The sequence below is a fragment of the Pseudaquabacterium terrae genome (assembly GCF_013266755.1).
In the GTDB taxonomy this organism is placed as follows: Bacteria; Pseudomonadota; Gammaproteobacteria; order Burkholderiales; family Burkholderiaceae_C; genus Pseudaquabacterium; species Pseudaquabacterium terrae.
Genome location: NZ_JABRWJ010000007.1, coordinates 178153 through 203249, shown reverse-complemented (window position 1 = coordinate 203249; position 25097 = coordinate 178153). Strand labels below are relative to the sequence as shown.

General features: G+C 69.6%; 27 protein-coding genes and 2 tRNA genes. 14 read left to right on the top strand and 15 right to left on the bottom strand.

Annotation, left to right across the window (positions count from 1 at the left end; genetic code table 11):
• Window positions 1-2 precede the first annotated feature (2 nt).
• The 8 genes from HLB44_RS23060 to HLB44_RS23025 are packed head-to-tail and all read right to left on the bottom strand — an operon-like array spanning window position 3 to window position 8012.
• Entirely contained in the window at window positions 3-1367 is a 1365-nt protein-coding gene (locus HLB44_RS23060) for an enolase-like domain-containing protein (RefSeq protein WP_173127704.1), read from the bottom strand.
• A complete protein-coding gene (locus HLB44_RS23055; protein WP_173127702.1) occupies window positions 1364-2203 on the bottom strand; it encodes a sugar phosphate isomerase/epimerase family protein in 840 nt (279 codons plus the stop codon). Before HLB44_RS23055 ends, HLB44_RS23060 begins: the two co-directional genes overlap by 4 nt.
• Complete coding sequence (locus HLB44_RS23050; RefSeq protein WP_173127700.1) at window positions 2200-3729, bottom strand: tripartite tricarboxylate transporter permease; 1530 nt, start codon at window positions 3727-3729, stop codon at window positions 2200-2202. Before HLB44_RS23050 ends, HLB44_RS23055 begins: the two co-directional genes overlap by 4 nt.
• A gap of 18 nt (window positions 3730-3747) precedes the next feature.
• Entirely contained in the window at window positions 3748-4245 is a 498-nt protein-coding gene (locus tag HLB44_RS23045; protein ID WP_173127697.1) for a tripartite tricarboxylate transporter TctB family protein, read from the bottom strand.
• A gap of 3 nt (window positions 4246-4248) precedes the next feature.
• Complete coding sequence (locus HLB44_RS23040) at window positions 4249-5244, bottom strand: Bug family tripartite tricarboxylate transporter substrate binding protein (RefSeq protein ID WP_173127694.1); 996 nt, start codon at window positions 5242-5244, stop codon at window positions 4249-4251.
• A 52-nt stretch (window positions 5245-5296) separates the two neighbouring features.
• Entirely contained in the window at window positions 5297-5953 is a 657-nt protein-coding gene (locus tag HLB44_RS23035) for a TetR family transcriptional regulator (protein ID WP_173127691.1), read from the bottom strand.
• A 26-nt stretch (window positions 5954-5979) separates the two neighbouring features.
• Window positions 5980-7422: an aminotransferase-like domain-containing protein gene (locus HLB44_RS23030; RefSeq protein WP_173127688.1), complete on the bottom strand. Its 1443-nt coding sequence runs from the start codon at window positions 7420-7422 to the stop codon at window positions 5980-5982.
• A gap of 5 nt (window positions 7423-7427) precedes the next feature.
• Window positions 7428-8012, bottom strand: a complete 585-nt coding sequence (locus tag HLB44_RS23025) for a LysE family translocator (RefSeq protein WP_173127685.1) — start codon at window positions 8010-8012, stop codon at window positions 7428-7430.
• 125 nt (window positions 8013-8137) lie between these two features.
• Between HLB44_RS23025 and HLB44_RS23020 the strand changes: the two genes are divergently transcribed.
• The 3 genes from HLB44_RS23020 to HLB44_RS23010 all read left to right on the top strand — a co-directional run bounded on the left by HLB44_RS23020 (window position 8138) and on the right by HLB44_RS23010 (window position 11813).
• Window positions 8138-9106: a threo-3-hydroxy-L-aspartate ammonia-lyase gene (locus HLB44_RS23020; protein ID WP_173127682.1), complete on the top strand. Its 969-nt coding sequence runs from the start codon at window positions 8138-8140 to the stop codon at window positions 9104-9106.
• A gap of 69 nt (window positions 9107-9175) precedes the next feature.
• Complete coding sequence (locus HLB44_RS23015) at window positions 9176-10885, top strand: thiamine pyrophosphate-binding protein (protein WP_173127679.1); 1710 nt, start codon at window positions 9176-9178, stop codon at window positions 10883-10885.
• A gap of 25 nt (window positions 10886-10910) precedes the next feature.
• Window positions 10911-11813 (top strand): MBL fold metallo-hydrolase, encoded by a 903-nt coding sequence (locus HLB44_RS23010; RefSeq protein ID WP_173127676.1) that lies wholly within the window; start codon window positions 10911-10913, stop codon window positions 11811-11813.
• 1 nt (window position 11814) lies between these two features.
• On the opposite strand, the gene yedA is transcribed toward HLB44_RS23010, so the two are convergent.
• Window positions 11815-12708 carry a drug/metabolite exporter YedA gene (gene yedA / locus HLB44_RS23005; RefSeq protein ID WP_173127673.1) on the bottom strand — a complete coding sequence of 298 codons (894 nt, stop codon included), beginning with the start codon at window positions 12706-12708 and terminating at the stop codon, window positions 11815-11817.
• Between the two features lie 108 nt (window positions 12709-12816).
• On the opposite strand from yedA, the gene HLB44_RS23000 reads away from it, so the two are divergent.
• The 6 genes from HLB44_RS23000 (at window position 12817) to HLB44_RS22975 (ending at window position 17697) form a co-directional block, all read left to right on the top strand.
• On the top strand, window positions 12817-13308 hold the full coding sequence (locus HLB44_RS23000) for an Lrp/AsnC family transcriptional regulator (RefSeq protein ID WP_173127670.1): 492 nt from the start codon (window positions 12817-12819) through the stop codon (window positions 13306-13308).
• A 58-nt stretch (window positions 13309-13366) separates the two neighbouring features.
• Window positions 13367-13858 (top strand): ribonuclease E activity regulator RraA, encoded by a 492-nt coding sequence (gene rraA / locus HLB44_RS22995; RefSeq protein WP_173127667.1) that lies wholly within the window; start codon window positions 13367-13369, stop codon window positions 13856-13858.
• Between the two features lie 41 nt (window positions 13859-13899).
• A tRNA-Pro gene (locus HLB44_RS22990) sits at window positions 13900-13976 on the top strand.
• Between the two features lie 50 nt (window positions 13977-14026).
• Window positions 14027-14677: a response regulator gene (locus HLB44_RS22985; protein ID WP_173127664.1), complete on the top strand. Its 651-nt coding sequence runs from the start codon at window positions 14027-14029 to the stop codon at window positions 14675-14677.
• Window positions 14674-16497, top strand: coding sequence for an ATP-binding response regulator (locus HLB44_RS22980; RefSeq protein WP_173127661.1), 1824 nt, complete (start codon window positions 14674-14676; stop codon window positions 16495-16497). The genes HLB44_RS22985 and HLB44_RS22980 overlap by 4 nt, the downstream gene beginning before the upstream one ends.
• A gap of 306 nt (window positions 16498-16803) precedes the next feature.
• Window positions 16804-17697: an NAD(P)/FAD-dependent oxidoreductase gene (locus HLB44_RS22975; RefSeq protein WP_173127658.1), complete on the top strand. Its 894-nt coding sequence runs from the start codon at window positions 16804-16806 to the stop codon at window positions 17695-17697.
• A 26-nt stretch (window positions 17698-17723) separates the two neighbouring features.
• On the opposite strand, the gene HLB44_RS22970 is transcribed toward HLB44_RS22975, so the two are convergent.
• Entirely contained in the window at window positions 17724-18215 is a 492-nt protein-coding gene (locus tag HLB44_RS22970; protein ID WP_173127655.1) for a ribosomal protein bL12, read from the bottom strand.
• 184 nt (window positions 18216-18399) lie between these two features.
• Here HLB44_RS22970 and HLB44_RS22965 point away from each other — a divergent pair, with 184 nt between their 5' ends.
• Complete coding sequence (locus HLB44_RS22965) at window positions 18400-18585, top strand: hypothetical protein (protein ID WP_173127652.1); 186 nt, start codon at window positions 18400-18402, stop codon at window positions 18583-18585.
• A 4-nt stretch (window positions 18586-18589) separates the two neighbouring features.
• Here the strand turns inward: HLB44_RS22965 and HLB44_RS22960 are convergent.
• Window positions 18590-18666, bottom strand: a tRNA-Arg gene (locus tag HLB44_RS22960).
• A 74-nt stretch (window positions 18667-18740) separates the two neighbouring features.
• Here HLB44_RS22960 and HLB44_RS22955 point away from each other — a divergent pair.
• Window positions 18741-19256 (top strand): hypothetical protein, encoded by a 516-nt coding sequence (locus HLB44_RS22955; RefSeq protein WP_173127648.1) that lies wholly within the window; start codon window positions 18741-18743, stop codon window positions 19254-19256.
• A 118-nt stretch (window positions 19257-19374) separates the two neighbouring features.
• Window positions 19375-19590 carry a hypothetical protein gene (locus HLB44_RS22950; protein ID WP_173127646.1) on the top strand — a complete coding sequence of 72 codons (216 nt, stop codon included), beginning with the start codon at window positions 19375-19377 and terminating at the stop codon, window positions 19588-19590.
• A gap of 14 nt (window positions 19591-19604) precedes the next feature.
• Here HLB44_RS22950 and HLB44_RS22945 read toward each other — a convergent pair whose 3' ends face one another.
• Window positions 19605-20297 carry a glutathione binding-like protein gene (locus tag HLB44_RS22945; RefSeq protein ID WP_173127643.1) on the bottom strand — a complete coding sequence of 231 codons (693 nt, stop codon included), beginning with the start codon at window positions 20295-20297 and terminating at the stop codon, window positions 19605-19607.
• A 43-nt stretch (window positions 20298-20340) separates the two neighbouring features.
• On the opposite strand from HLB44_RS22945, the gene HLB44_RS22940 reads away from it, so the two are divergent.
• Complete coding sequence (locus HLB44_RS22940) at window positions 20341-21081, top strand: hypothetical protein (protein ID WP_173127640.1); 741 nt, start codon at window positions 20341-20343, stop codon at window positions 21079-21081.
• A 13-nt stretch (window positions 21082-21094) separates the two neighbouring features.
• On the opposite strand, the gene HLB44_RS22935 is transcribed toward HLB44_RS22940, so the two are convergent.
• Genes HLB44_RS22935 through HLB44_RS22925 form a run of 3 tightly spaced genes read right to left on the bottom strand, consistent with a single transcriptional unit; the run spans window position 21095 to window position 24157 of the window.
• On the bottom strand, window positions 21095-22309 hold the full coding sequence (locus tag HLB44_RS22935; RefSeq protein WP_173127637.1) for an acyl-CoA dehydrogenase family protein: 1215 nt from the start codon (window positions 22307-22309) through the stop codon (window positions 21095-21097).
• A gap of 18 nt (window positions 22310-22327) precedes the next feature.
• Window positions 22328-23404 carry a phosphotransferase family protein gene (locus HLB44_RS22930; RefSeq protein ID WP_173127634.1) on the bottom strand — a complete coding sequence of 359 codons (1077 nt, stop codon included), beginning with the start codon at window positions 23402-23404 and terminating at the stop codon, window positions 22328-22330.
• 45 nt (window positions 23405-23449) lie between these two features.
• Entirely contained in the window at window positions 23450-24157 is a 708-nt protein-coding gene (locus HLB44_RS22925; protein ID WP_173127631.1) for a Crp/Fnr family transcriptional regulator, read from the bottom strand.
• Between the two features lie 89 nt (window positions 24158-24246).
• Here HLB44_RS22925 and HLB44_RS22920 point away from each other — a divergent pair, with 89 nt between their 5' ends.
• Window positions 24247-25020, top strand: a complete 774-nt coding sequence (locus HLB44_RS22920; protein WP_173127628.1) for a class II aldolase/adducin family protein — start codon at window positions 24247-24249, stop codon at window positions 25018-25020.
• Window positions 25021-25097 lie beyond the last annotated feature (77 nt).

The window sequence follows — 25097 nt, the reverse complement described above, 5'->3', positions numbered from 1 at the left end:
GTTCAGGCGATAGGAGTCAGCGAGGACCAGTCGGGTTCGGCGGTCGTCGCAAAGCCGGGGCCGTGCAGCGAACGCAGCGACAGCGCGCCGTCGTGCACCGCCAGGCGCGGCCGGCCGTTCGCTGCGGTCTCGTAGAGCGCCGGGTGGGCGCGCGCGAAGGCTTCGGCTTCCGCCGCCGGCGCGCTGCCGAAACCGTCGACGTAGTGGTGACCGTTGCGCTCGATGTGCGTGACGCCGAGCGTCGCGGCGAGCAGCGTGTCCTGCTGCACGGCGAGGCCGGCCTGGCACGTGAGGTCTTCACCGGACAGCAGCCGATGTGCCGGGTCGCGCGCCACCAGCGCGGCGCTGTGCAGCGAGCGGTACAGGCCCTTGCACGCCTTGCTCGAGATGCCGCGGTAGCCGAGCGCGAGGCCGCGTTCGAACACGCCGTAGGCATCGTCGGATTCGTCGAGGATCAGCGGCACGCCGATGCCCAGGGTATCGACGCGCTGCTGCAACGCGAGCTTGCGCGGCAGGGGCTGTTCGAGCAGCAGCGTGCGCTCGACCAGGCGCGTGAGCGCCGGCGCGGCGAGCAGTGCCTGCCAGAACGCTGCCAGCACCTCGGCCGAGCTGAAGTTCTCGTTGCCGTCGAGCGTCACGTGCCACTCGCCGCGCACCTCGGCGTCGAGCAGCGCCGCGATGCGCGTCAGCCGATCGATGTCGGCGTCACGCTCGCCGCAGAGCTTGAGCTTGAAGTGCGTCAGGCCGTGGGCGCGGATGGCGTCCTGCAGCGTCGCGGGCAATCCGTCCTGCGGATCGGTGCCGGCATCGTCGGAAACCAGCCGGTCGAGCAGGCCGACGGTGTGGCGCAGCACGATGCGCTGCGGTTGCTGCAGCACCAGGCCACCGGACCACGGGTCGCCGAACAGGCCACGTGCGAGCCCCTCGGCCAGGCCCAGCGCCGTGGTGCGCAGCGCGGCATCGGCGAGCGCCTTGTCGAGCTGCGCGACGCCGAACTGCGCCACCAGCCGCGGCAGGCCGCGCGCGACGCCGTGCTCGATGGCCTCGGTGCCTTGTTGATGGCTGAACTGCCATGGTGATCGCGCGCCCGCCGCACCGAGGTAGGCGGCGCGCGCGAAGCGCAAGGCCTCGCGCAGGTCTTCGACGTTCTGATCGTTCGAGCGTTCGCGCGACTTGTCGAACCACTTCGGCACCATCAGCTCGGCGGTGGCGCCGACAACGGTCCTGCCGTACGCCTGGCACTCGACGCGCACGAACGCCTGCTGGCAATGGTGCAGCGTCGCCGCGCCGAAGCGGAACGGGAGCCGCAGCTGCACCGGGCGTTCGAACAGATCGATGCGCAGCGGCTTCAACGCCACGACGTTCATGAGCGGCCCTCCAGCGCGTCGAGCAGCGCGCGCGCATAACCGCAGGAGTACGCGGCACAGTTCTCCGCATCGGGCTGGTAGTCGAAGGGCTCGATGGCGATCCAGCCGCGGTAGTTCAGCGCACGCAGCGCGGCCAGCACCGGCGCGACCGGCGTCTGGCCCTGGCCCGGGCCGCGGCGGTTGCGGTCGTTGAGCTGCACGTGGGCGATGTGGCCGCTGGGCAGGTGGCGCCGCAGCAGCGTCGCCGCGTCGTCGGCTTCAGCCTGCGCGGCGGCGCTCAGGTCGAGCATCGTCTTCATCGCCGGCGAGCCGATGCGCTCGACCAGCGCGACCGCTTCGGCCAGCGTGTTCAACACCGGCGTCTCGGCCGGGGACAAGGGTTCGATGCAGTAGGTGATGCCGGCGGCTTGCGCATGCGGCGCCAGCGCGGCCCAGGCGGCCTCGCAGCGCGACAGCGCATCGGCAACGCTCTGGCCGGGCGCCGGCGCGCGTTGGGCCGGCGAACCGTGCACCAGCACCTGCGCGCCGCACGCGGCGGCGAAGTCGATCAGGTGGCGCAGGAAGTCGACGGTGCGCGCCTGCTGCGCGGTGTCGGGCGTCGACAGGGACCAGCCGGCCGGCTGCGCCAGCAGCCAGTGCAGGCTGCTGATGGTCAGTCCGTGCGCTGCGGCGGTGTCGCGCAGCCGGCGCGCGGCATCGGTCGTCAGCGTGCGGGGATCCTCGGCCAGCGTGAACGGCGCCAGCTCGAGCCCGTCGCAGCGCAGTGCCGCGGCGCGTGCGCATTGCTGCTCGAAGCTCAGGTGCCGCAGCACCTCGTTGCACAGCGCGAGCTTCATGCCGTCGTCCGCCACCCGACGCGTGCGCGCAGCCAGGCCCAGGCGCCGTGCACGCGCCGGTTGAACGCCGGCACGTACATCAGCATCGTGAACAGCGTGATCGCCGCCAGCAGCGCGCAGATCGGCCGCGTGAAGAAGGGGGCGAAGTTGCCGTCGGACAGTGTCAGCCCGCGGCGCAGGCTCTTGTCGAGGATGTCGCCGAGCACCAGGCCGAGCACGAAGGGCGGGATCGGGTAGCCGCGGCGGCGCAGCGCGAAGGCCGCCACGCCGACCGCGAGCATCAGGTAGAGGTCGAAGAGCCGCGACGCGATCGCGTACGAGCCGACGCTGCACAGCACGAAGATCACCGGCATGATCACCGTGCGCGGGATGCGCACGATCGCCAGCAACGGTTTCACGAGAAAGAGGCCGAAGAACAGCATCGCCAGCGTCGCCAGCAGCGTCATCGCGACGACGTCGTAGACGAAGCGCGGCTGGTTGACCATCAGCATCGGGCCCGGCTGCACGCCGTGGATGATCATCGCGGCCATCAGCACGGCCGACGGCGCCGAGCCGGGAATCGCCAGCGCCAGCGCCGGGATGATGCCGCCGGGGATCGACGCGTTGTCGCCGGTCTCGGCGGCGATCAGCCCTTCGACGGAGCCCTTGCCGTAGAGGTGACCCTCCTTGCTGGCGCGGCGCGCGGCCGCATACGACGACCAGGCCGCCATGTCCTCGCCGACGCCGGGCAGGATGCCGACGTAGACGCCGATCACGCCCGAGCGCAGGATGGTCTTCCAGTGCACGATCACGTCGCGAAAGCGCGGCAGCACCGAATCGACGGCATTGATCGCCGCGCGCTTGACCGGCTCGGACAGCACGATCAGCACTTCGGAGAAGCCGAAGGCACCGATCAGCGCCGGGATCAGCGAGATGCCGCCCTCGATGTCCTTGATGCCGAAGGTGTAGCGGTTGACGGCGTGGATGCCGTCCTGGCCGATCAGCGTGACGAAGAGGCCGAGGAAGCCCATCAGCCAGCCCTTGAGCGGATCGGCGCCGGCGATCGAGCCGGACATCATCACGCCGAAGAGGGCGAGCCAGAAGAACTCGAAGGCGCCGAAGGCGAGCGCCACTTCGCCGAGCGAAGGGGTGAGCAGTGCCAGGCAGATCACGCCGAACAAGGAGCCGACGACCGAGCCGGTGGTCGCGATGCCCATCGCGCGCCCGGCCTGGCCTTGGCGCGCCAGCGCATGGCCGTCGAGGCAGGCGGCAGCGTTGGCCGCGGTGCCAGGGATATTGAGAAGGATGGCGGTGCGGCTGCCGCCGTAGATCGTGCCGACGTAGGCGCAGATGAGGATCAGGATCGCGTCGTTCGGCGCCATCTTGATCGTCAGCGTGGTCAGCAGCGCGATCGCCAGCGTTGCCGACAGGCCCGGCATGCAGCCGACGAGGATGCCCAGCAGCGTCGCGCCCAGCGTGTACACGATCGGCCAGGGCGCGGCGAAGCCGAGCAGCGATTGGCCGAGCAGGGCGAGTCCGTCGAGCATGGCCGCTCGTATGGCGCGCTAGGGCAGGCGCACGAGGAAGAGCTGCTCGAACACGAACGGCACCGCCAGTCCGGCGCCGATGGCGATCGCCGCGGCGACCAGCAGCCCGCGCAGCCGCTGGCCCGCGGCGCCGCGTTCATGCCATTGCAGCAAGCCGATGTGCGTGAAGAGGTACAGCGCGGCGGCGACGCCGAAGGGCAAGCCGCGGCCCACCAGCACGACCGCGAAGCCCAGGCACAGCAGGAGGGTCAGCAGCACGCGGCGCCAGGGCAGGGCGATCGGCGCGGCGTCGGCCGAGGCCGGATCCGGCGTGGCAGAGGTGCCTGGCTCGGACCGCAGCGCCAGCAGCAGCCCGCACAGCGCGATCAACACGCCGAGCACGCCGGGCAGCAGCCCGGGCGCCGCGAACCAGGCGACGCCTTGCGCGTCGAGCCGGTCGATGCGCCAGGCGCCGGCGGTGATCGCCGCGCCCAGCACGATCCAGCCCGCGCCCCACGGTCGATCGACCCGTGCCATCGCTCAAGGCTTGGGGATGCCCAGGGTGTCGGGCGACACCTTGGCCTTGCCGGCCGCCTGCTGGGTCCACGCATAGGCCTGGATCGCCGGGAACACCGCCTTCTGCGCGTCCTCGCCCGCCATCGGCGAGAAGATGGCACCGCGGTTCTGCGCGTACTTGTTGACCGCGTCGGAGCGCGCGAAGTCGCCGGCCCACAGCTTGTCGAGCGTGGCGATCACCTCGGGCGGCACGCCGCGCGGCACGAAGATGCCGAAGTAGTTGATCGGGTCCTTGAAGCCGGGAATGAACTGCGACAGCGGCGGCACCGTGCCGTAGCCCTCGATCACCAGCGGCTTGTCGCCGACGACCGCCAGCGGGCGGATGCGCTTGCCGCGGATCATCTCGGTCTGCTCGGCGGCAAGCTGCGTCGTCACTTCGGTCTCGCCGGCGACCGTCGCGACGACGGCCGGGTTGCCGCCGTCGTAGGTGACGTGCTTGTAGGTCACGCCGGCGGCGCGCGTCAGCGCCTCTATCGCCGAGTGGCCGCTGGAATTGACGCCGGCGGTCGCCACGCTGACCTGGCCGGGCTTGGCCTTCATCGCATCGAGCAGCTCGCCCATCGTCTTATACGGCGCGTTGGCGTTGACGCCGACGACCGCGATGTGCGCGACATTGAGGTACAGGTGCCAGTCACGCACGCTGGTGTCGAGCATGCCGAGCACCTTGTAGGTGCCGAGGTCCTTGGCCGCGCCGGCCACCCAGGTGTAGCCGTCCTTCGGTGCCTCGAGCGCACTCTTGGTGCCGATCGAGCCGGAGGCGCCGGGCTGGTTGACGATCACCACCTTCTGGCCGATGTGCTTCTCCAGCTCGGCCGCGGTGACGCGGGTGACCTGGTCGGTCGAGCCGCCCGCGGCCCAGGGCACGATGATGGTGATCGGCTTGGCGGGTTGCCATTGCGCGGCGGCTGGCGTCGCGAACAGTGCGACCGCCGCGCCGGCGAGTGCGATCCGGAGCGTCATGACGTTTCTCCCGATTAATTCACCGAATGGTGAATATCGAGCAGATCGATGCTCACGACCTCAGGACATACCCGAGGATCACCTCGGTGACGTGCGACAGCCGCTCGCTGCGCGCTTTCGGCGTCATCAGGTCGCGGCCGAAGATCGTCGACAGCGTGTGCTGGTTCGACAGGTAGAAGTAGGCCAGCGCGGCGATCGAGATGTACAGCTGCACCGGATCCACGCCGCCGCGGAACTGCCCCAGCGCCCGGCCCCGCTCGAGGATCTCGCCCAGCGTCTGGATCAGCGGCGAGTTCATCTCGCGGATGCGCAGCGATTGCTCGAGGTGGGTTGCGCGGTGCAGGTTCTCGCTGTTGAGCAGCGTGATGAACTCGGGGTGCTCGAGGTAGTAGGTCCAGGTGAACTCGGTCAGCCGCCGCACCGCGTCGACCGGCGGCAGGTCGGCCAGGTGCAGCTGGCGCTCGGCTTCGCGGATCTGCAGGTAGGTGTTCTCCAGCACCGCGAGGAACAGCCCGTCCTTGTTGCCGAAGTAGTAGTAGATCAGGCGCTTGTTGACCGCCGCGCGCTCGGCGATGCGGTCGACGCGGGCGCCGCCCAGGCCGAGCTGCGCGAATTCGTCGCGCGCGGCGTCCAGGATCGCCTGCTGCGAACGGTCGGCATCGCGCAGGCGCGGCGGCAGGTCGATGTCCAGGCGGGCGGCTTTGCTCACGCCGCGGATATTAACCAGATGGTGAATTAGTGGGAAGTGCGGGCAGCGCGCGCCAAGGTGGCACGGGCGCCCGCCAGCGCCGAGAGGCGTTCGCTCAGGTACTCGGACAGGCGCGGCTGCTGCGCGAAGACGGCGTTGAAGCGCAGGTGCGGATCGGCGACCCCACGCGCGCTGAAGGTCGCGCCGCGGGCGAGCAGGATGCGGTTGTGCCAGGCGTCCTTCACCAGGCCGTCGATGTCGATGCCGTGCGGCAGTTGGCCCCACAGGAACAAGCCACCCTCGCCGGGATGCTCCAGCAGCACGCCGGCCTGTCGCAGCAGGCGTGAGCTGGCTGTGCGCGCCACCGCCAGCTTGCGCTGCAGCCGCTCGAGGTGCTTGCGCCAGCGGCCCGTCGCCAGCAGCTCGAGCAGCACGAATTCGTTCAGCGACGGCGTCGTCAGCAGCGAGTAGATCTTCTGCCGCAGCAAGGGCTTCAGCAGCGCCGGTTCGGCGGCCAGGTAACCCAGGCGCAGGGCCGGGCTCAGCGCCTTGCAGAAGGTCGAGAAGTAGATGACGCGGTCCAGCCCCGCCAGCTGCGCCAGCCGCATCGGCGCGCCAGGGTGGAAATGGCCGTGCACGTCGTCCTCGGCGATCAGGAAGCCGTGCTGCTGCGCCAGCATCAGCACGCGGTGCAGGTTGGCCGGTGTGCTGCCCCAGCCGGTCGGGTTGTGCAGCACGCTCTGGATGAACAGCAGGCGCGGGCGCTGCGTGCGGCAGGCGGCCTCGAGCTGCTCGAGGTCGATGCCGTCGTGGCGGCGCGTGATCGGCACGATGCGGGCGCCCGTGTCCTGCAGCCGGCCGAGCAGCAGGAAGTAGCCGGGATCCTCGACCAGCACGGTGTCGCCGGGCTGGATGAAGCAGCGGCAGATCAGGTCGATCGCATGCGTCGCGCCGGCGGTGGTCAGCAGCCGGCCGGCGTCGACGGCGATGCCTTGCGCGCGCAGCATCGTCGCGATGCGTTCACGCAGCTCGGGCAGGCCTTGCGGCGGGCAGCGCGTGGCCATGCCGGCGGAACTGCGGCCGAGCGCGCGCGACACCAGCGCCGCGGGGATCGCATCCTCCAGCCACGGCCCCGGCAGCGCGCCGCTGCTGGCCAACAACACGCCGGCGCGCTGGTCGTTCGACTGCTGCGCGAGCCACACGGGGTCCTGCTCGTCGCCGGCATCGAGCAGCACGTCGTCGGGCAACGGGCGCGCGCCTTCGGCGACGAAGAAGCCGGCCGTCGCGCGTGAATCGATCAGCGCCGCGGCGACCAGCCGGTCGTAGGCAGTGACCACCGTGTTCGGGCTGACGCCGAGCTGCCCGGCGAGCTGGCGGATCGACGGCAACCGCGCGCCGGCAGGCCAGCGGCCGGCCTCGATCCATTCGCGCAGCTGGCGCTCGACCTGGTCGGCCAGCGGAACGGGCGAATCACGGTCGAGCGGGAACATTCGGGTCAGAGCAGGAAGGTGACGGCCAAGGCGATCAGGCTGCCGGCCATGATGACATTGAAGACGCGGCGGCGGCGCACGTCGGTCAGCACGCGGCGGATCGCGACGCCGAACAGCGTCCACACCGAGACGCAGGGCATGCCGATGGCCACCGTGATCGCGGTGACCAGCGCCGTGCCGGCCAGCACGCCGAGCTCCGCCGGCATGAACACCGACGCGATGGTGACCGACTTGACCCAGCTCTTCGGATTCACGGCCTGGAAGGCCGCGGCCTGCCAGAAGGTCAGCGGCCGCGCCAGCGAGACGTCTGCGATCGCGCTGCCGGCGAGCTTCCAGGCCAGCACCAGCAGGTAGGCCGCGCCGGCGAAGCGAAGCACCGTGTGCAGCACCGGGAAGGCCGCGAACAGCGAACCGAGTCCGAGGCAAGTCACCATCGTCTGCACCAGCATGCCGGTGCTGATGCCCAGGATGTGCGGCAGCGAGCGCCGGAAGCCGAAGTTGGCGCCGGACGTGGTCAGCATCAGGTTGTTCGGGCCGGGGGTGCTCGACATCACGATCGAGTAGGTCACGAGGGGCAGCAGTTCGGTCATGGGCTGCATCGTCGCGGCCCGTGGGCGCGGTGTGAAGGTACAAGCGGGCGGCTGTCGCGATGCACTGTGTGGCTGTGGCGGGCAGCACAGTTTCAAGTGAGGCGAACGCCGTTACGGTGGCGGCCATGACCCCCCTCGCCATCACCTACGACGACGTCGCCGCGGCCCAGCGGCGCCTGGCCGGCATCGTGCACCGCACGCCGGCGCTGACCTCGCGCACCGCAGATGCGATGAGCGGCGCCCGGCTTTACTTCAAGGCCGAGAACCAGCAGCGCATCGGCGCCTTCAAGCTGCGCGGCGCCTACAACGCGATCGCGCAGTTCACGCCGCAGCAGCGCGCCGGCGGCGTCGTGACCTTCTCGTCGGGCAACCACGGCCAGGCCATCGCGCTGGCCGCGCAACTGCTCGGCGTCAAGGCCGTCGTCGTGATGCCGCACGATGCCGCCGCAATGAAGCGCGCCGCGACGCAGGGCTACGGTGCCGAGGTGCTCGGCTACGACCGTTATGCGCAGGATCCGGAGCAGGTGCTGCAGCGCATCGCCGAAGAACGTGGCCTGACCCCCGTGCCGCCCTTCGACCATCCGCACGTGATGGCGGGCCAGGGCACCGCGGCGCTGGAGCTGATCGAGCAGGTCGGCGAGCTCGACCTGCTGGTGACGCCGGTGGGCGGCGGCGGCCTGCTGTCGGGCTGCGCAACCGCGCTGACCGGCGCCGCGCCGCGCTGCGCGGCGATCGGCGTCGAGCCCGAGGCCGGCAACGACGGCCAGCAGAGCCTGCAGCGCGGCGAGATCGTGCGCATCGAGACGCCGAAGACGATCGCCGATGCGGCGCAGAGCCGCAACCTCGGGCGCCACGTCTTTCCCGTGCTGCAGGCGCTCGGGGTGCGCATCGTGACCGCCAGCGACGAGCAGTTGATCGAGGCGATGAAGTTCATGGCCGCGCGCATGAAGCTGATCGTCGAGCCGACCGGCTGTCTCGGGGTGGCCGCCGCGTTCAACGGCGCATTGGGCGACATCCGCGGCCTGCGCGTGGGCATCGTGCTGTCGGGCGGCAACGTCGATCTGGCGCGCTTCGCATCGCTGGTCGGCGGCTGAGGGCGGGACCGTGCGGCGCGCCGGGCGCGCGCCGATAATCGCGCCTCTTCTTCACGAGAGAGAGATGCGATGACATCACGCCTCGCCGGCCACGCGCTGGTCGAATGCCTGATCGAACAGGGAATCACCACCGCCTTCGGCGTGCCCGGCGAGAGTTACCTCGCGGTGCTCGATGGCTTTCACGAGCATCGCGAAAGGATCCGCTTCATCGCCTGCCGGCAGGAGGGCGGCGCCGCCTTCATGGCCGAGGCGCAGGGCAAGCTGAGCGGCCGCCCCGGCATCTGCTTCGTCACCCGCGGCCCGGGCGCGACCAACGCCAGCATCGGCCTGCACACCGCCTTCCAGGACTCGACGCCGATGATCCTGTTCATCGGCCAGGTCGCCAGCGACCAGCGGGACCGCGAGGCCTTCCAGGAGGTCGACTACCGCCAGATGTTCGGCCCCGGCACGCTGGGCATGGCCAAGTGGGTCGGCGAGATCCACGATCCGCAGCGCCTGCCGGAATATGTTGCCCGCGCCTTCCACACGGCGCTGCAGGGCCGCCCCGGCCCGGTGGTGCTGGTACTGCCCGAAGACATGCTGACGCAGCCGATCACCGCGCCGGTGCTGCCGCGCACCGAGCCCGCTCAGGCCTGGCCTGCGCCCGGCGGCCTGCGCGATCTGCGCTCGCTGCTGCTCGAGGCGCAGCGCCCCTTCGTGATCGCCGGCGGCACCGGCTGGGATGCCGAAGCCGCGAAGGCGCTCGAGCGCTTTGCCGAGAACTGGCAGCTGCCGGTGGGCTGCGGCTTCCGCTTCCAGGACACCTTCGACAACCGCCATCCGCTGTATGCGGGCGACGTCGGCATCGGCATCAATCCGAAGCTCGCCCAACGCGTGAAAGACGCGGACCTGATCATCGCGCTCGGCGTGCGCCTGGGCGAGATGACGACCAGCGGCTACACGCTGCTGACGCCGCCGCGGCCGAAGCAGAAGCTCGTGCACATCCATGCCGGGCCCGAGGAGCTGGGCCGCGTCTACCACGCCGACCTGATGCTGCAGGCCGCGATGCCGGCGGCCGCGAAGGCGCTGGAATCGCTGACCGCGCCGCCGACGCTCGCTTGGGGGCCGTGGACCGAAGCAGCCCATGCGGACTACGAGGCCAATCACGCCGCGCCGGCAGTCGAGCCGCTGGACATGGCGGTGGTGATGAAGACCGTGCAGCGCCTCGCGCCGGCCGACACGGTCTACACCAACGGCGCCGGCAACTACAGCGGCTGGCTGCACCGCTACGTGCGCTACTACGGCCTGCAGCACCATGGCCGCACACAGCTCGCGCCGACCTCGGGCGCGATGGGCTACGGTGTGCCGGCGGCGGTGGCCGCGGCGCTGCTGCACCCGGAGCGCACGGTGATCAACGTCGCCGGTGACGGCGACTTCCTGATGACCGGGCAGGAGCTCGCCACCGCCACCGGCTACGGCGCGAACCGCGGCGCCGGCCGGCTGATCAGCCTGGTTGTCGACAACGGCACCTACGGCACGATCCGCATGCACCAGGAACGCGAGTACCCGGGCCGTGTCAGCGGCAGCGACCTGTTCAACCCGGACTTCGCGGCGCTCGCCACCGCCTATGGCTGGCGCGCGGCGCGCGTGAACCGCACCGAGGACTTCGAGGCCGCGTTCGCTGAAGGCTTGCAGCCCGGCGCACCGATGCTGATCCACTTGAAGCTCGATGCCGACGTCAGTACTTCGCGCTCGACCTTGAGCGCGATCCGCGAGGCCGCGCGCCGCGCCGGCCATTGATTCAACAACGCCAGGAGGAATGACGATGCAAGCTCGTTGGTGGGCGGCCGTGGCCGCCACTGCAATGATGACCGCGGCGCCGGTGCAGGCGCAGCCGCAGGACTGGTCGAAGGTCGAGATCAAGATCGAGAAGCTCAGCGCCTCGACCTACATGCTGACCGGCGCCGGCGGCAACCTCGGCGTGTCGGTCGGCGACGATGCGGTCTTCGTCGTCGACGACCAGTTCGCGCCGCTGACGGCCAAGATCCAGGCGGCGATCGCCACGCTGAGCAAGCAGCCGGTGAAGTTCGTGCTCAATACGCACTGGCATTTCGACCACACCGGCGGCAACGAGAACCACGCCAAGGCCGGCGCGGCGATCGTCGCGCATGCCAACGTGCGCAAGCGCATGTCCTCGGACCAGGTGATCTCGTTCCTGCAGATGCCGATCAAGGCCTCGCCGAAGGCGGCGCTGCCGATCGTCACCTTCACCAGCGATGTGTCGTTTCACTTGAACGGCGACGAGGTGCAGGTCTTCCACGTGCCGAACGCGCACACCGACGGCGATGCGATCGTGCATTTCCGCCAGAGCAACGTGCTGCACCTGGGCGACGTGTTCTTCAACAAGCTCTACCCGTTCATCGACACCAGCAGCGGCGGCTCGGTCGACGGCGTGATCGCGGCGGTGGACAAGGTGCTGGCGATCGCCCGCGACGACACGCAGATCATCCCCGGCCACGGCCCCAGGGCGAGCAAGGCCGACCTGAAGGCTTATCGCGACATGCTGGCCACCGTCAGCGGCCGCATCAAGGAACACGTGCGCGCCGGGCGCAAGCTGGAGGAGGTGGTGGCTGCGAAGCCGACAGCCGAGTTCGACGCGGTCTGGGGCGGCGGCTTCATCCCGCCCGACCGCTTCATCACGATGCTGTGGGGCGACCTGAAGCGCTGATTCAGACGCGCTGCTTCGCCCGCAGCAACAGCACGACGCCTGCGAGGATCACGCCGGCGGCGAGCCACTCGGCCAGCGTGATGCGCTCACCGGCCAGCGCCACGCCGAGCAGCATCGCGATCACCGGGTTGACGAAGGTGTAGCTCGACGCCAGCCCCGGCGATGCATTCGCCAGCAGATACATGTAGGCGTTGAAGGCGATCAGCGAGCCGGCGACCACCAGGTAGGCCCAGGCGGCGATGGCTTGCGGCTCGATCTGCGTCGGCAGCGTCTCTCCGGTGAAGGCGGCCAGCACCAGCAGCACGACGCCGCCGCACAACATCTCGCTCGCGAAGCCCATCGCGCCCGGCGCCAGCGGCAGGCTGCGCTGGCTGAGCACGCTGCCGAGCGACCACGTGACGCAGGCCACCGAGATGGCCGCCAGCCCCGCCGGCGAAGCCTGGAAGCCGGCACCCTGCGTCAGCAGCAGCACGCCGCCGAGGCCGACGACGATGCCGGCCAACTCCGCCCGCGCCGGCTTGACGCCATAGAAGCGATTGGCCAGCGCGATCATCAGCGGCACGACGGCGATGAAGGCCACCACCAGGCCCGAGCCGACGCTGACCTCGGCCAGCGCCGTGCCGCCCATGCCGCCGCCGAGCATCAGGCTGCCGACGATCAGCGCGTTGCGCCATTGCTTCGCGCTCGGCAGCGCCGCGCCGCGCCAGGCCATCCAGCCGAACAGCAGCGCGCCGGCGACGACGAAGCGCGAGCCCATTTGCAGGAAGGGCGGCAGGCTGACGAGGGCGATCTTGATCGCCAGGTAGGTCGAGCCCCAGACCAGCCAGGTGGCGGCGAGGCAGGCGATGACCAGCGGCGGCAGGCCGCGCGAAGGGGTGGCGAGGGCGGTCGTCATGGTGGGTTGAATCGTAAAAGGGCGCCGCCCAGCATTCCAGCCAAATTTGCAGATTGCTCGTCGATTTCACCGTTGATTTCAAGGCCGAACCGGCGCTAGGCTTTGAACATGCCCGAATCCATCCCGCTCGACGGCTACGACACCCGCATCCTCGCCGAGTTGCAGGCCGATGCCCGCATCTCGATGGCCGAGCTCGGCCGCCGCGTGCACCTGTCGCAGCCCGCGGCCACCGAGCGCGTGCGCAAGCTCGAAGCCGCCGGCGTGATCAGCGGTTACCGCGCGACGGTCGACCTGGGCGCGCTCGGCTACGGCATCCGCGCGATCGTGCGCGTCGCGCGTGCCGAGTACGCGCGCATCGTCAAGCTGATCAAGGAGACGCCGGAGGTCATCAATGCCTTCAACGTCACCGGCGAAGACAGCTGGATCCTCGAGATCGCGGTGATCGACGTGCCGCACCTCGATGCCGTCGTCACGCGCTTCTGCCTGCTCGCCGAAACCTCGACCTCGATCATCCTGAACGCCCCACGTGAACACCAGGTGATGCTGCCGCCGCGCGCCGAGGACGTGAAACCCCCGATTCGAAAGATAACGAACGCCTGAAGCGCCCAAGCCGGCCTCTATCATCCGCCGCAGACGAACTGATTCCCCGGAGGACCCGATGCCCCTGCTGGCCACCTGCGACCTGTGCGACCTGCACAAGAACGACAGCGACGGCAGCTTCCGCGTGCTGCCACCGGTGTTCAACGACTACGGCGGGCGCGCGGTCTTCAGCGGCCTGGTGGCGACGGTCAAGTGCTTCGAGGACAACACGTCGGTCAAGGCCGCTGTCGAATCGGCCGGCGAGGGCCGCGTGCTGGTGATCGACGGCGGCGGCTCGCTGCGCCGCGCGCTGGTCGGCGGCAACCTCGCCGCCACCGCTGCGCGCAACGGCTGGGCCGGCATCGTCGTCGACGGCTGCGTGCGCGACATCGCCGAGTTGCGCCAGACCGAGATCGGCATCCGCGCACTGGCGCTGATGCCGCTGCCGACGGAGCGCAAGGCAGCCGGCCAGACCGACCTGCCGGTGCAGATCCAGGGCCAGTGGATCCGCCCCGGCGACTGGCTCTATGCCGATGCCGACGGCATCGTGGTGATGGCCGAACCGGCCTGATCCGCCGGGCGGGGCGCCGGTGGAACTAGAATCCGCAGCTTCGGGGTGTAGCGCAGCCTGGTAGCGCAACTGCTTTGGGAGCAGTGGGTCGGACGTTCGAATCGTCTCACCCCGACCACCGCGCCTTGCCGCGATGGCATGTCGGCGCAAGCGCGTTCTCACACGCTCATGAAGATTCTCCTCGTCGACGACCACGCCCTGTTCCGCGAGGGCCTGAAGCTCGTGCTCGCGCGCCTCAGCCCCGACTCGGTCACGCTCGAGGCCGGCACGCTCGGCGATGCGCTGCGGATCGCCCGCGAGCAGGCGGACATCACGCTGGTGCTGCTCGACCTGGGCCTGCCCGGCACCCACGGCATCGACGCGCTGTCGCAGTTCCGGCAGGAACGCGAAGACCTGCCGATCGTCGTGCTCTCCGCGCAGGAGGACCGGCAGACCGTGCTCGACGCGCTGGCGGGCGGGGCAATGGGCTTCGTGCCGAAGACGACCTCGATGGACGTGCTGCGCTCGGCGCTCGAGGTCGTGTTGGCCAACGGCATCTACGTGCCGTCGATCGCCTTCGGCGACGGGCGGGCGTTGCCGGTGCCGCCGACGCCGGTGGCATGCACGAAGCTGGGCGACCTCGGCTTGACCGAACGCCAGGTCCAGGTGTTCCGCTTCATCGTGCAGGGCAAGTCCAACAAGGCGATCGCCAACTCGCTGAACATCGCCGAGTCGACGATCAAGCAGCACGTGAAGCCGATCCTGCGCGCGCTGGGCGTGACGTCGCGTGTCGGCGCGATCCTGGAGACTGCGCGGCGCGGCATTTCGCTCGACGCATGAGCGGCGACGACACGCAGGCTGCCGCGTGGCGCCGCCTCATCGCGGGCCTGATGGAAACCGTCGACGACTTTCGCGGCCTGTGGCGCCGGCCGGCTTCGCTGCCGTCGCCGGCCGACGCGCCGGACACGATGCGCGAGATCTCGTCGCGGCAGTTCCGCAAGATGATGGACGAGGCACCGGCCGGGATCGTCGGCACCATCCTGGCCTGCGTGCTGTGGGCCGCGGGCTTCCAGGCGGTCGGGTCGGCGTCGTACCTCCTCTGGTGCGTGCTCGCCGCGGCGGCGACCGCGGCGCTGACCGCGGTCATCGTCGGCTTCCGCCGCAGCCGGCCGAGCGATGACGCACTCGGCAGGTGGCAGCAGCGCTTCCAACTCTGCATCTTCCTGCTCGGCCTGGTCTGGGGATCGGCGGTGCTGGTGCCCGCGCCGGCCTGGGCCACGCCGTACGTCGTGATGGGAACGCTGCTGATGGTCACCGGCAGCTTGAGCCAGTTCGCCGCCTACCGGCCCGGCATCTCGCTGTTCGGCGTGCCATGCCAGCTCATTCCGAGTGCCGACCTGATCGTCAGCGGCGGCCCGCTCGGTGTCGTCACCGGCATCGGCTTCGCGATCGCAGTCGGGCTGATGATGCGCATCGTGCGCGCGCACAACACGTCGATCACGCAGGCCATGCGCGTCGCCGAGGAACGCCGGGCGCTGATCGACGAGCTGGGCGTGCAACGCCGTGAAGCGGAGCGCGCCAATCTCTCGAAGACCTTCTTCCTCGCCTCGGTCACGCACGACTTGCGGCAGCCGCTGCACACGATCGCGTTGTTGTCGGACGCGGCGCGCGCTCGCGGCGGCGCCGACGTCGGCACCGTCGAGCAGATCGACGCCTCCGTGCAGTCGATGGAAGCCTTGCTGGGCGCCTTGCTCGAGATCTCGCGGCTCGATGCGGGCGCGGTTCCGCTCGACATCACCGCATTCGCCGTCGACGACATGCTGGCGCGCGTGCGGCTGCAGTTCGAGCCGCAGGCGCTCGCCAAGGGACTGCGGCTGCAGGTGCTGGCCCCCCCTTTGCGCGTGCGCAGCGACCACTTCCAGCTCGAACGCATCGTGTCGAACCTGGTCGCCAACGCGATCCGCTACACGCCCGCCGGCGGCGTGCGCGTGCGTTGCCGCCGGCGCGGCGCCACGCTGTGGCTGCAGGTGTGGGACTCGGGCATCGGCATCGCTCGCGAGGACCTGGCGCGCGTGTTCGAGGAGTTCTTCCAGGTGTCGCGCGCCGCGCGCACGAACCGGCAGGGCCTGGGGCTGGGCCTGGCGATCGTGCAGCGCGCCGCGCATCGCCTGAGCCACGGCCTGCGCGTGCGCTCGCGCACCGGGCGCGGCTCGCTGTTCGAGGTCGGCGTGCCGATCGCGTTCAGCGCCGCCGCCGAGGCCGGCTCGGCCCGCCTCGCGCCGCTGCTCGACGGCCGGCTCGTGCTGCTGATCGACGACGATCCCCTGGTGCTCAAGAGCATGGCGACCTTGCTGACCTCGTACAACTGCATGGTGATCAGCGCCGGCTCGATCGATGATGCCGTCGCGGCCGTGCGGGAGAGCCTGCGCCTGCCGGACCTGGTCGTCAGTGACCACGACCTCGGCGACGGACACACCGGCCCGCAGGCGATCGCGCGGGTTCGTGCCGAGGCGCAGGATCAGATCCCCGCGCTGCTGGTGACGGCGCAGCCGCAGGCCGCACAAGCCGCGCTGGCCGCGACAAGCGACGTGCGCGTGCTGGCCAAGCCGCTGCATGCCGATGCGCTGGCCGCGGCGCTGGGGCACCTCCCGAGGTACTAGTACCTCGGGAGAATTCCGTCGCGCGGCCGTCTCGTTAAGAATTCCCGACACCGAAGAGGCAGCGGCTCAGGGAGAGAGGGTAGGGAGGAGGGCGCTTGCCGCGGCGGCTGATGGCCGCCGCGGCGAGCAGCCAATAACGACAAGCGCTCATGCGTGAGCGCCGGCGGTCCGGCGTGGATTGCAGGCACCGGGTTTGCTCCGGGCACCCATGGCCTCATCGCAGCAGCAGATCCGACTCGTTGGCCGCATCGAGTCGCGGCCCGAGCGGACACCCATTGCGCGTTCTTTGAACGCTAGGCGCCGGCGATGCTCGACTGCCTGGTGATCGGCGCCGGCCCTGCCGGCTTGACAGCGGCGATCTACCTGCAGCGGCTGCAGCGCCGCATCGCGGTGCTCGATGCCGGCGACAGCCGCGCCGAGCGCATTGAGCGCACGCACAACTATCCCGGTTTTCCGCAGGGCGTGTCAGGCCCGCAATTGCTGCAGCGCATGCGCGAGCAGTTGACCGAAGCCGGCGGCAGCATCATCGCCGACGAAGCGACGCTGCTCGCGCGCACCGACGACGGCAGCTTCGTCGCGCAGAGCCGGCACGGGCAGCTGCGCGCACGCACGGTGCTGCTGGCAACCGGCGTGTGCGACGCCGAGCCGGCGATCGAGGGCATCGCCGAACTGCGCGATCGCGGCCTGCTGCGCCAATGCCCGATCTGCGACGCGCACGAGTTCCGCGGCCGGCGCATTCTGGTGATCGGGCGCGGCGACCACGGTGCGCGCGAGGCGCTGTTCCTGCATCCCTTCAGCGCCGAGTTGACGCTGGTGGTCGACCCGGCGCAAGCACCGGTGAACGACCGCCTGCGCGCATCACTGCAGCAGGCAGGCATCGTGTGCGTCGAGGCCGTGCCACAAGCGGTGGAGGTCAATGCGCAGGCGCTGGTGCGCCTGCACTGCGAGGGAACGGCACCTCCCCTCGAAGCCGACGTGATCTACGCCGCGCTGGGCGCGCAGCCGCGAGCTCGGCTGGGCGGCCAAGTCGGGGCCACGCTGGATGCACTGGGCACGGTGATCGTCGACGCACACGGGCGCAGCAGTGTGCCGGGGCTGCATGCCGCCGGCGATGTCGTCAGTGCGCTGGACCAGATTGCGGTGGCCGTGGGCCACGGTGCGATCGTCGCGACGGCGATTCACAACGCCCTCGCCGCGTGATGCCGGCGTTCCCGTCTCGTCGCCCCTCAGCCGGGATCGCGCAGCACGAAGTGGTAGATCAGCGCCGCGACGATCGTCGCCAGCGCCAGCACCCACGCCACCCGCCCGCCGGTGCGTGGCACCTCGCCGGGCGACAGCCCGTTGCGCGGCGACAGGCTGTCGACGGTGGGCACCAGCATCTGCTCGTGCGCTTCGACGAGGTCCTTGGCTTCCTTCAGCCCGAGGCCGCGGTGCTCGCGCACGATGCGGATGGCTTCGATCTTGTTGCCGCGGCGCAGCGCGTCGATGGCTGCGGGCGGAAAGGCGCCCGATGTCGGCGCCGGCTTGGCACCGCCCGCAGGCCGCGGTGCAACGCCCTTGGCCGCGTTGATGCGGCGGGCCTCCGCCTCGAGCACGGCCTTCGCCTCCTTCAGGTTCGCCACGCCGGAGCGCCGCAGCAGCTTGATGGCATCGAAGATGCTGCCGCGCTGCAGCGCCTCGCGCACGTCATCGGGCAAGGAGCCATGGGGTGAGGTCATCAGGCGCTCCGCGGCCAACCCTGGCCGGCACGAGTGCGCATGGTCTCGCACTTGTGCCGAGCGTGCCAGTGCCTCGGGTGCGGGCGTGCAAGGGCAATCGATGCTCGCCACGGCCGCGGGAGTTGCCCGTGGGCTATCCTGGCCTCGCCCAACGACCCACTGACCCTCTGAAAGGGGCGCACCCATGGACTTGAACGCACTGCGGCTGACCGCCGGTGAACTGGGCAATGCGCTGGCCAGCTTCCCGGGCATGTCGGCGTCCGACGACGAGGCGCTTGCACTGGCCGAAGTGGCCAAGAGAGCGATCGAGGAATTCGCGCTGGCCTTCGAAGAACTTTCAGCGCGGGTTCAAGCTTTGGAAGGCGCGTGAACACTGGCCTGCCCGGAGGGACTCGAACCCCCGACCCCCAGCTTAGAAGGCTGGTGCTCTATCCAGTTGAGCTACGGGCAGTCGGAGGCGGATTCTAGGAGCCGTGGCCGAACGGAGTGCGACGAACTTGTCGCCCCGCCGCGGCTCGAAGCGGCATGGGACGCCGTTCGCTGCTGTTGACCGGATGGATGCTGGCGCTGGGCGCGAGCGCCGCGCCGCAGGGCAGCGCGCCCACATCGGCTGAATGCCGAACGGCACTCGAGGCGCTCGGCCAGTTGGAAGCGCGGGCGATTGCCGCCCGCAATGCTGCCGCGCCCGGTGACGATCGCGTGCAACGCCACACCCTCGATCAGGTGCGCGCGCTGCGCCGCGATGCCGCGCGCGCCTGCCTCGGTGGTTCGGGCGACGCGCCGCCACCAACGGCTTCGGCACGTCCGCCACTCAGCGTCGCACCGATGGTCGCGCTGCCGCCGTCACTGCGCATGCCGGCCGCGCCGACCACGCCGCCAACGGTGATTACGCCCCGACCCTCGCCGCCGGTGGTCGTGACGAGCTGCGATCCGACCGGCTGCTGGGCCAGCGACGGCTCGCGCCTGACCCGCTTCGGCTCGAACCTGCTCGGTCCGCGCGGCGTCTGCAGCACGGGCGGCGGCATCCTGAACTGCCCCTAGCTGCGCTACAAACGTAGCCTGGCGAGGCGTCCCATGAAACGGCAGCGCAACAGCCGCGGACCATGCTGTGGCCATCGATCGGTCGAACACGACGGATCGGTTGAGCAGGAGGTCCACCATGACTGCGCTTCGCATCGACGACGGTCCGGGTTTCGAACTGCGCTTCGACTCGCTGGTCGGCGCCGGCCGCGGCCTCACGTTCCCCTGCGACGCCCGCGGCGCCGTGGACCTCAACGCATTGAGCGAGCGCTCGCGCAACAACTACCTGTTCGCGCGCGCACTGGTCGGCCGCGCGTTCGCGGTGCCGGCGGTGCAATCGACGCTCGTGCACTGACGAGCGTCGATGCCTCAGTGCCGCTTGTACTGCTCGTCGCCGAAGAGAATGCTGCGGGAACGATCGTCGGTCAGCGGCCGGCGCCGCTCGGCCAGCACCTCGACGCCGCGCTTGACGGCCGGCCGTGCGGAGACCTCGTCGAACCAGCCCTTCAGGTAGGGAAAGTCACTCCACTCGATGCCCTGGTTCTTCCACGAGCGCAGCCACGGGAAGACGGCGATGTCGGCGATCGAATACTCGGGACCGCCGAGGTATTTCGAGCGTGCGAGGCGCTTGTCCATCACGCCGTACAGGCGCTTGGCTTCGTTGCTGTAGCGCTCGATCGCGTAGGGGATCTTGTCGGGCGCGTAGATGCGGAAGTGATGCGTCTGGCCGAGCATCGGGCCGACGCCGCCCATCTGGAACATCAGCCACTGCAGCACTTCGTACTTGCCGGCCACGCTGTCGGGCAGCAGCTTGCCGGTCTTGCCGGCGAGGTACAGCAGGATCGCGCCGGACTCGAAGACGCTGAAGGGCTTGCCCTCGGGACCGTCGGGATCGACGATGGCCGGGATCTTGTTGTTCGGGCTGATCGCGAGGAAGGCCGGATCGAACTGCTCGCCGGCGCCGATGTCGACCGCATGAATGCGGTAGGACAGGCCGCATTCCTCGAGCATGATGTGAACCTTGTGACCGTTGGGCGTGGCCCAGGAATACACTTCGATCATTCTTGTCCCCTCTTCGGCCGCATGCCGTGGCTGACTCTAAACCATGCTGGAATCGCTGCGGCGTCTGTGGAGCAAAGGCCCCAAGTCGACCGATGTGTCGTTGTTCCAGGAGTGGGCGGACAAGCGCGGCTTGCAGCTCAAGCGCGTGCGCGATGCCGATGGCTGCACGATCGAACCGCAGGGCAGCACGGCCGAGAATGCCTGGCGCATCGAGTGGGGTGACTCGCAGCGCAGCTACATCGAAGGGCGCGAGCTGCGCATGTCGGCCGACATCGGCACCGCGCGCGAGATGCTGGTGCTGGTGCTCAACCGCGAGCTGATGGAAACGATGGAGAAGGCCGTCTTCGAGCAATACGTCGAAGACGTGCAGACCCGCATCGACACCGAGACGCCGCCCGAGATGCGCTGGCTGGTGATGTTCCCGAAGCTCACCGGCAGCGAGCTCGGCAAGCTGAAGGACCGCTACTCGGCGGTCGCCAGCGTGAAGCCCTGGCTGCAGCTGTGGCTCACCGCCGCGCTCGAGGAAGCGCTGGCCGAGACGATCGACAAGGTGCCGGCGCACGCGCCGGCGGTGTTCACGATCACGCGCGGCCGCCTGACGTTCCGCACTGCGATGCCGTCACCGGACCCCGATGTGCTGACGCGCTGGCATGGCGTGTTCGAGCGCATCCTGCCGTCGGCGCGCCAGCTGGCGCGCGACTGGAGCGATGCCTCGGCCGGCGGGGCCACCGGCACGCTGCGACCGTCGGTCTGGCCGCCGTCGCGGCCGACCGAGGACGAGTAGTCCCTCTCTCTCGTCAGGCGTAGCGCCCGAGTTCGAGTTTCGCGATCGCGTTGCGGTGCACCTCGTCCGGACCGTCGGCGAAGCGCAGCGTGCGCACCGCGGCGTAGTTGCCGGCGAGCGGGAAGTCTTCGCAGACGCCGGCCGCGCCGTGCACCTGCATGGCCCAGTCGATCACCTGCAGCGCCATGTTCGGCGCGACGACCTTGATCATCGCGATCTCGGCCTTCGCGCTCTTGTTGCCGGCGGCGTCCATCATCCACGCGGCCTTCAGCGTCAGCAGCCGCGCCTGCTCGATCATGCAGCGGGCCTCGGCAATGCGCTCCTGCGTCACCGTGTGCTGCGCGATCGATTTTCCGAACGCCACGCGCGTCGTCGCGCGCTTGCACATGAACTCGAGCGCACGCTCGGCGACACCGATCGTGCGCATGCAATGGTGGATGCGGCCGGGCCCGAGGCGGCCCTGCGCGATCTCGAAGCCGCGGCCTTCGCCCAGCAGCATGTTGGTCGCCGGTACGCGCACGTCCTTGAAGTCGATCTCCATGTGGCCGTGCGGTGCGTCGTCCCAGCCGAAGACCGGCAGGTGGCGCAGGATCTTGACCCCCGGGGTATCCATCGGGACCAGGATCATCGACTGCTGCGAATGCCTGGGCGCCTCCGGATCGGTCTTGCCCATGAAGATCAGCACCTTGCAGCGCGGGTCGCCGGCGCCGGAGGTCCACCACTTGCGGCCGTTGATCACATAGTCATCGCCGTCGCGGCGGATCGACGACTCGATGTTCGTCGCATCCGACGAGGCGACCGCCGGTTCGGTCATCGCGAAGCCCGAGCGGATCTCGCCGGCCAGCAGCGGCTCGAGCCAGCGCTTTTTCTGCTCCGGCGTGCCGTAGCGCACCAGCACTTCCATGTTGCCGGTGTCGGGCGCCGAGCAATTGAAGACCTCGCTCGACCACAGCACGCGGCCCATCAGCTCTGCCAGCGGCGCGTATTCCTGGTTCGACAGGCCGGCGCCGTATTCGCTCTCGGGCAGGAACAGGTTCCACAGGCCGGCGGCGCGCGCCTTGGGCTTGAGCTCCTCGATCAGCGGCAGCGGCTGCCAGCGGTTGCCTGACGCGGTGTTCGCCGCCTGCTCGGCGTCGTAGCGCTTCTCGTTCGGGAAGATGTGCGCGTCCATGAACGCGATCACGCGCTCGCGCAGGGCTTGCGTCTTGGGGGAGTAGCTGAAGTCCATCAACGACCTTTCAAATGTTCATGCGGCCTGCGCGAAACCCCAGGCCAGCTCGGCGAGCTTGGGCGTCGCGGCACCGGTGGCCTTGGCCTGCGGGCTGGCGGCGATGCCGTCGACGACGCGCTTGGCGATGCCCTGCGTGATCGCGGCGAGGCGGAAGAGGTTGTAGGCGAGGTAGAAATTCCAGTCGGCGAGCAGCTCGTCGGGCGTGCCGCGGCCGGTGCGTTCGCAATAACGCCGGATGTACTCGCGTTCGCTCGGGATGCCCAGCGCCGCATGGTCGAGCCCGCCGATGCCGCGGAAGGTGCCGGGCGGAATGTGCCAGGCCATGCAGTGGTAGCTGAAGTCGGCCAGCGGGTGGCCGAGCGTCGACAGCTCCCAGTCGAGCACCGCGGTGATGCGCGGCTCGGCGGCGTCGAAGATCAGGTTGTCGAGGCGGTAGTCGCCGTGCACGATCGCGACCTGGCTCTCGTCCAGCGCGCTCGCCGGCATGTGGGCCGGCAGCCAGTCGATCAGCCGGTTCATCTCGGGGATGTCCTGCGTCACCGAGGCCAGGTACTGCTTGGACCAGCGGCCGACCTGGCGCGCGAAGTAGTTGCCGGGCTTGCCGTAGTCGGCCAGGCCCACCGCCTTGACGTCGACCGAATGCAGCGTCGCGATGACGCGGTTCATCTCGTCGTAGATCGCGCCGCGCTGGTCGTTGCTCATGCCGGGCAGGGCCTGGTCCCAGAGCACGCGGCCGGCGACGAACTCCATCACGTAAAAGGCGCGGCCGATGATTGACTCGTCCTCGCACAGCACGTGCATGCGGGCGACCGGCACGCCGGTCAGCGCCAGCGCACTCATGACGCGGAATTCGCGCTCGATCGCATGCGCCGACGGCAGCAGCTTGGCCACCGGCCCCGGCTTGCTGCGCATCACGTAGCACTTGGCCGGCGTGATCAGCTTGTAGGTGGGATTGGACTGCCCGCCCTTGAACTGCTCGACCGACAGCGGCCCCGCGAAGCCGGGCAGCTGCTCGGCGAGCCAGCTCTCGAGCTTCTCGAGGTCGAAGGCATGCTGCGACGACACCGTGCGCGTGCCGGTGAATTGGTCCATGGGATCAGCCTCCGCGGAGGCCGTTTTCGGCCTCGGTAGTTGTGGCTAGCGGTCTTCCGAGATCGCCAGCAGTTTTTCGCGCGACAGCACGACCAGGCGCGTCGGCTCGACACGCACCGCGCCGTCGCGCTCGAAGCCCTTCAATTCCTGGTTGACGCGCTGGCGCGAGGCACCGAGCAATTGCGCCAGGTCTTCCTGCGCCAATTGCAGTCCGATGCGGATTTCCTGGCCCTGCTCGATGCCGTAGCTTTTGGCCAATAGCAGGATCTGCTTGGCCAGGCGCGCGGCGAGCGGCTTGGTGTTCAGGTCCTCGAACTGGTTGAACAGCAGGCGCAGGCGCCGGCAGTTCAGGCGCAGCAGCGCCTCGTACAACTCGGTGTGCTGCGCGAGCAGTTCCTTGAAGTCGGGCTTGCGCACGCACAGCAGCGTGGTCTCGCCGTGCGCATCGGCATCGTGCGTGCGCGGCAGCCCGTCGAAGAGCGCAATGTCGCCGAACCAGGTGCCCGGCTCGACATAGGTCAAGGTCACCTGCTTGCCCGACAGCGACACCAGCGACACCCGCACCGCGCCCTTCGCGACGCCGCACCAATCCTCGGCCGGCGTGCCGCGCGATGCCATCGGTGCGCCGTCCTGCAGACGCCGCACGTAGGCGCGCGACAGGATCGCATTGCGCAGCGGCTGGGAGAGCTTTGAAAACCACGAGGCGGACTCGATGTTGTGACGCTCTTCGATTGTAAGAACGGGGGTATTCATGGCTTGTCCCAGGCGCGACAGCAGCGCCAACATCGGATGACTATTGTCCACGAGCGAATTGCCGCTGCACTGGACCGAGGAGATTTCTCATGGCTGCTCCGATGCTCGATTTGCCGTCCCGCCGCGATCAAGTCGATGTCGACGAATGGCGCACGCGCGTCGATCTTGCGGCGGCCTATCGCCTCGTCGCGCTGTTCAAGTGGGACGACCTGGTCTTCACGCACATCAGCGCGCGCGTGCCGGGCACCGAGGACCAGTTCCTGATCAATCCGTATGGACTGATGTTCGACGAGATCACCGCGTCGAGCCTGATCAAGGTCGACCAGCAGGGCAGCAAGCTCGAGGACTCGCCGTTCCCCGTCAACCCCGCCGGCTTCACGATCCACAGCGCGGTGCATGCGGCACGCCACGATGCGCAGTGCGTGCTGCACACGCACTCGATCAACGGCATCGCGGTGTCGGCGCAGCGCGATGGCGTGTTGCCCTTGTCGCAGCACTCGATCTTCGTGCTCGCGAGCCTCGGTTACCACGACTACGAAGGCGTCGCGCTGCGCGACGACGAGAAGCCGCGCCTGGTGCGTGACCTCGGCGACAAGACCTACCTGATGCTGCGCAACCACGGCCTGCTGACGGTCGGGGCGACCATCGCCGACGCCTTCCTCGCGATGTACTTCTTCGAGGCCGTCTGCACGATCCAGGTCCGCGCGCAGGCCGGCGGGCCGCTGGTGCCGGTGCACCCGGAGATCATCGCGACGGCGCGCGAGCAGGCTGCCGGCGCGACACGCGGGCAGGGCGCTGGGGCGCTCGCATGGCCCGGCCTGCTGCGCCGGCTCGACCGCCTGTCGCCGGGCTACGACCGCTGAATCGGGTCCGCCCGGCGTCGCGTGAACAACGCCGCGCAGGGCGGCCGCGGCTGCACCGGCGTGGCGCAATTTGTAAC

Excerpts from the sequence above, each read along its gene's own strand:
- HLB44_RS23060 (WP_173127704.1), bottom strand. The coding sequence starts at position 1,367 with ATGAACGTCGTGGCGTTGAAGCCGCTGCGCATCGATCTGTTCGAACGC.
- HLB44_RS23055 (WP_173127702.1), bottom strand. The coding sequence starts at position 2,203 with ATGAAGCTCGCGCTGTGCAACGAGGTGCTGCGGCACCTGAGCTTCGAG.
- HLB44_RS23050 (WP_173127700.1), bottom strand. The coding sequence starts at position 3,729 with ATGCTCGACGGACTCGCCCTGCTCGGCCAATCGCTGCTCGGCTTCGCC.
- HLB44_RS23045 (WP_173127697.1), bottom strand. The coding sequence starts at position 4,245 with ATGGCACGGGTCGATCGACCGTGGGGCGCGGGCTGGATCGTGCTGGGC.
- HLB44_RS23040 (WP_173127694.1), bottom strand. The coding sequence starts at position 5,244 with ATGACGCTCCGGATCGCACTCGCCGGCGCGGCGGTCGCACTGTTCGCG.
- HLB44_RS23030 (WP_173127688.1), bottom strand. The coding sequence starts at position 7,422 with ATGTTCCCGCTCGACCGTGATTCGCCCGTTCCGCTGGCCGACCAGGTC.
- HLB44_RS23025 (WP_173127685.1), bottom strand. The coding sequence starts at position 8,012 with ATGACCGAACTGCTGCCCCTCGTGACCTACTCGATCGTGATGTCGAGC.
- HLB44_RS23020 (WP_173127682.1), top strand. The coding sequence starts at position 8,138 with ATGACCCCCCTCGCCATCACCTACGACGACGTCGCCGCGGCCCAGCGG.
- HLB44_RS23015 (WP_173127679.1), top strand. The coding sequence starts at position 9,176 with ATGACATCACGCCTCGCCGGCCACGCGCTGGTCGAATGCCTGATCGAA.
- HLB44_RS23010 (WP_173127676.1), top strand. The coding sequence starts at position 10,911 with ATGCAAGCTCGTTGGTGGGCGGCCGTGGCCGCCACTGCAATGATGACC.
- yedA (WP_173127673.1), bottom strand. The coding sequence starts at position 12,708 with ATGACGACCGCCCTCGCCACCCCTTCGCGCGGCCTGCCGCCGCTGGTC.
- HLB44_RS23000 (WP_173127670.1), top strand. The coding sequence starts at position 12,817 with ATGCCCGAATCCATCCCGCTCGACGGCTACGACACCCGCATCCTCGCC.
- rraA (WP_173127667.1), top strand. The coding sequence starts at position 13,367 with ATGCCCCTGCTGGCCACCTGCGACCTGTGCGACCTGCACAAGAACGAC.
- HLB44_RS22985 (WP_173127664.1), top strand. The coding sequence starts at position 14,027 with ATGAAGATTCTCCTCGTCGACGACCACGCCCTGTTCCGCGAGGGCCTG.
- HLB44_RS22980 (WP_173127661.1), top strand. The coding sequence starts at position 14,674 with ATGAGCGGCGACGACACGCAGGCTGCCGCGTGGCGCCGCCTCATCGCG.
- HLB44_RS22975 (WP_173127658.1), top strand. The coding sequence starts at position 16,804 with ATGCTCGACTGCCTGGTGATCGGCGCCGGCCCTGCCGGCTTGACAGCG.
- HLB44_RS22970 (WP_173127655.1), bottom strand. The coding sequence starts at position 18,215 with ATGACCTCACCCCATGGCTCCTTGCCCGATGACGTGCGCGAGGCGCTG.
- HLB44_RS22965 (WP_173127652.1), top strand. The coding sequence starts at position 18,400 with ATGGACTTGAACGCACTGCGGCTGACCGCCGGTGAACTGGGCAATGCG.
- HLB44_RS22955 (WP_173127648.1), top strand. The coding sequence starts at position 18,741 with ATGGGACGCCGTTCGCTGCTGTTGACCGGATGGATGCTGGCGCTGGGC.
- HLB44_RS22950 (WP_173127646.1), top strand. The coding sequence starts at position 19,375 with ATGACTGCGCTTCGCATCGACGACGGTCCGGGTTTCGAACTGCGCTTC.
- HLB44_RS22945 (WP_173127643.1), bottom strand. The coding sequence starts at position 20,297 with ATGATCGAAGTGTATTCCTGGGCCACGCCCAACGGTCACAAGGTTCAC.
- HLB44_RS22940 (WP_173127640.1), top strand. The coding sequence starts at position 20,341 with ATGCTGGAATCGCTGCGGCGTCTGTGGAGCAAAGGCCCCAAGTCGACC.
- HLB44_RS22935 (WP_173127637.1), bottom strand. The coding sequence starts at position 22,309 with ATGGACTTCAGCTACTCCCCCAAGACGCAAGCCCTGCGCGAGCGCGTG.
- HLB44_RS22930 (WP_173127634.1), bottom strand. The coding sequence starts at position 23,404 with ATGGACCAATTCACCGGCACGCGCACGGTGTCGTCGCAGCATGCCTTC.
- HLB44_RS22925 (WP_173127631.1), bottom strand. The coding sequence starts at position 24,157 with ATGAATACCCCCGTTCTTACAATCGAAGAGCGTCACAACATCGAGTCC.
- HLB44_RS22920 (WP_173127628.1), top strand. The coding sequence starts at position 24,247 with ATGGCTGCTCCGATGCTCGATTTGCCGTCCCGCCGCGATCAAGTCGAT.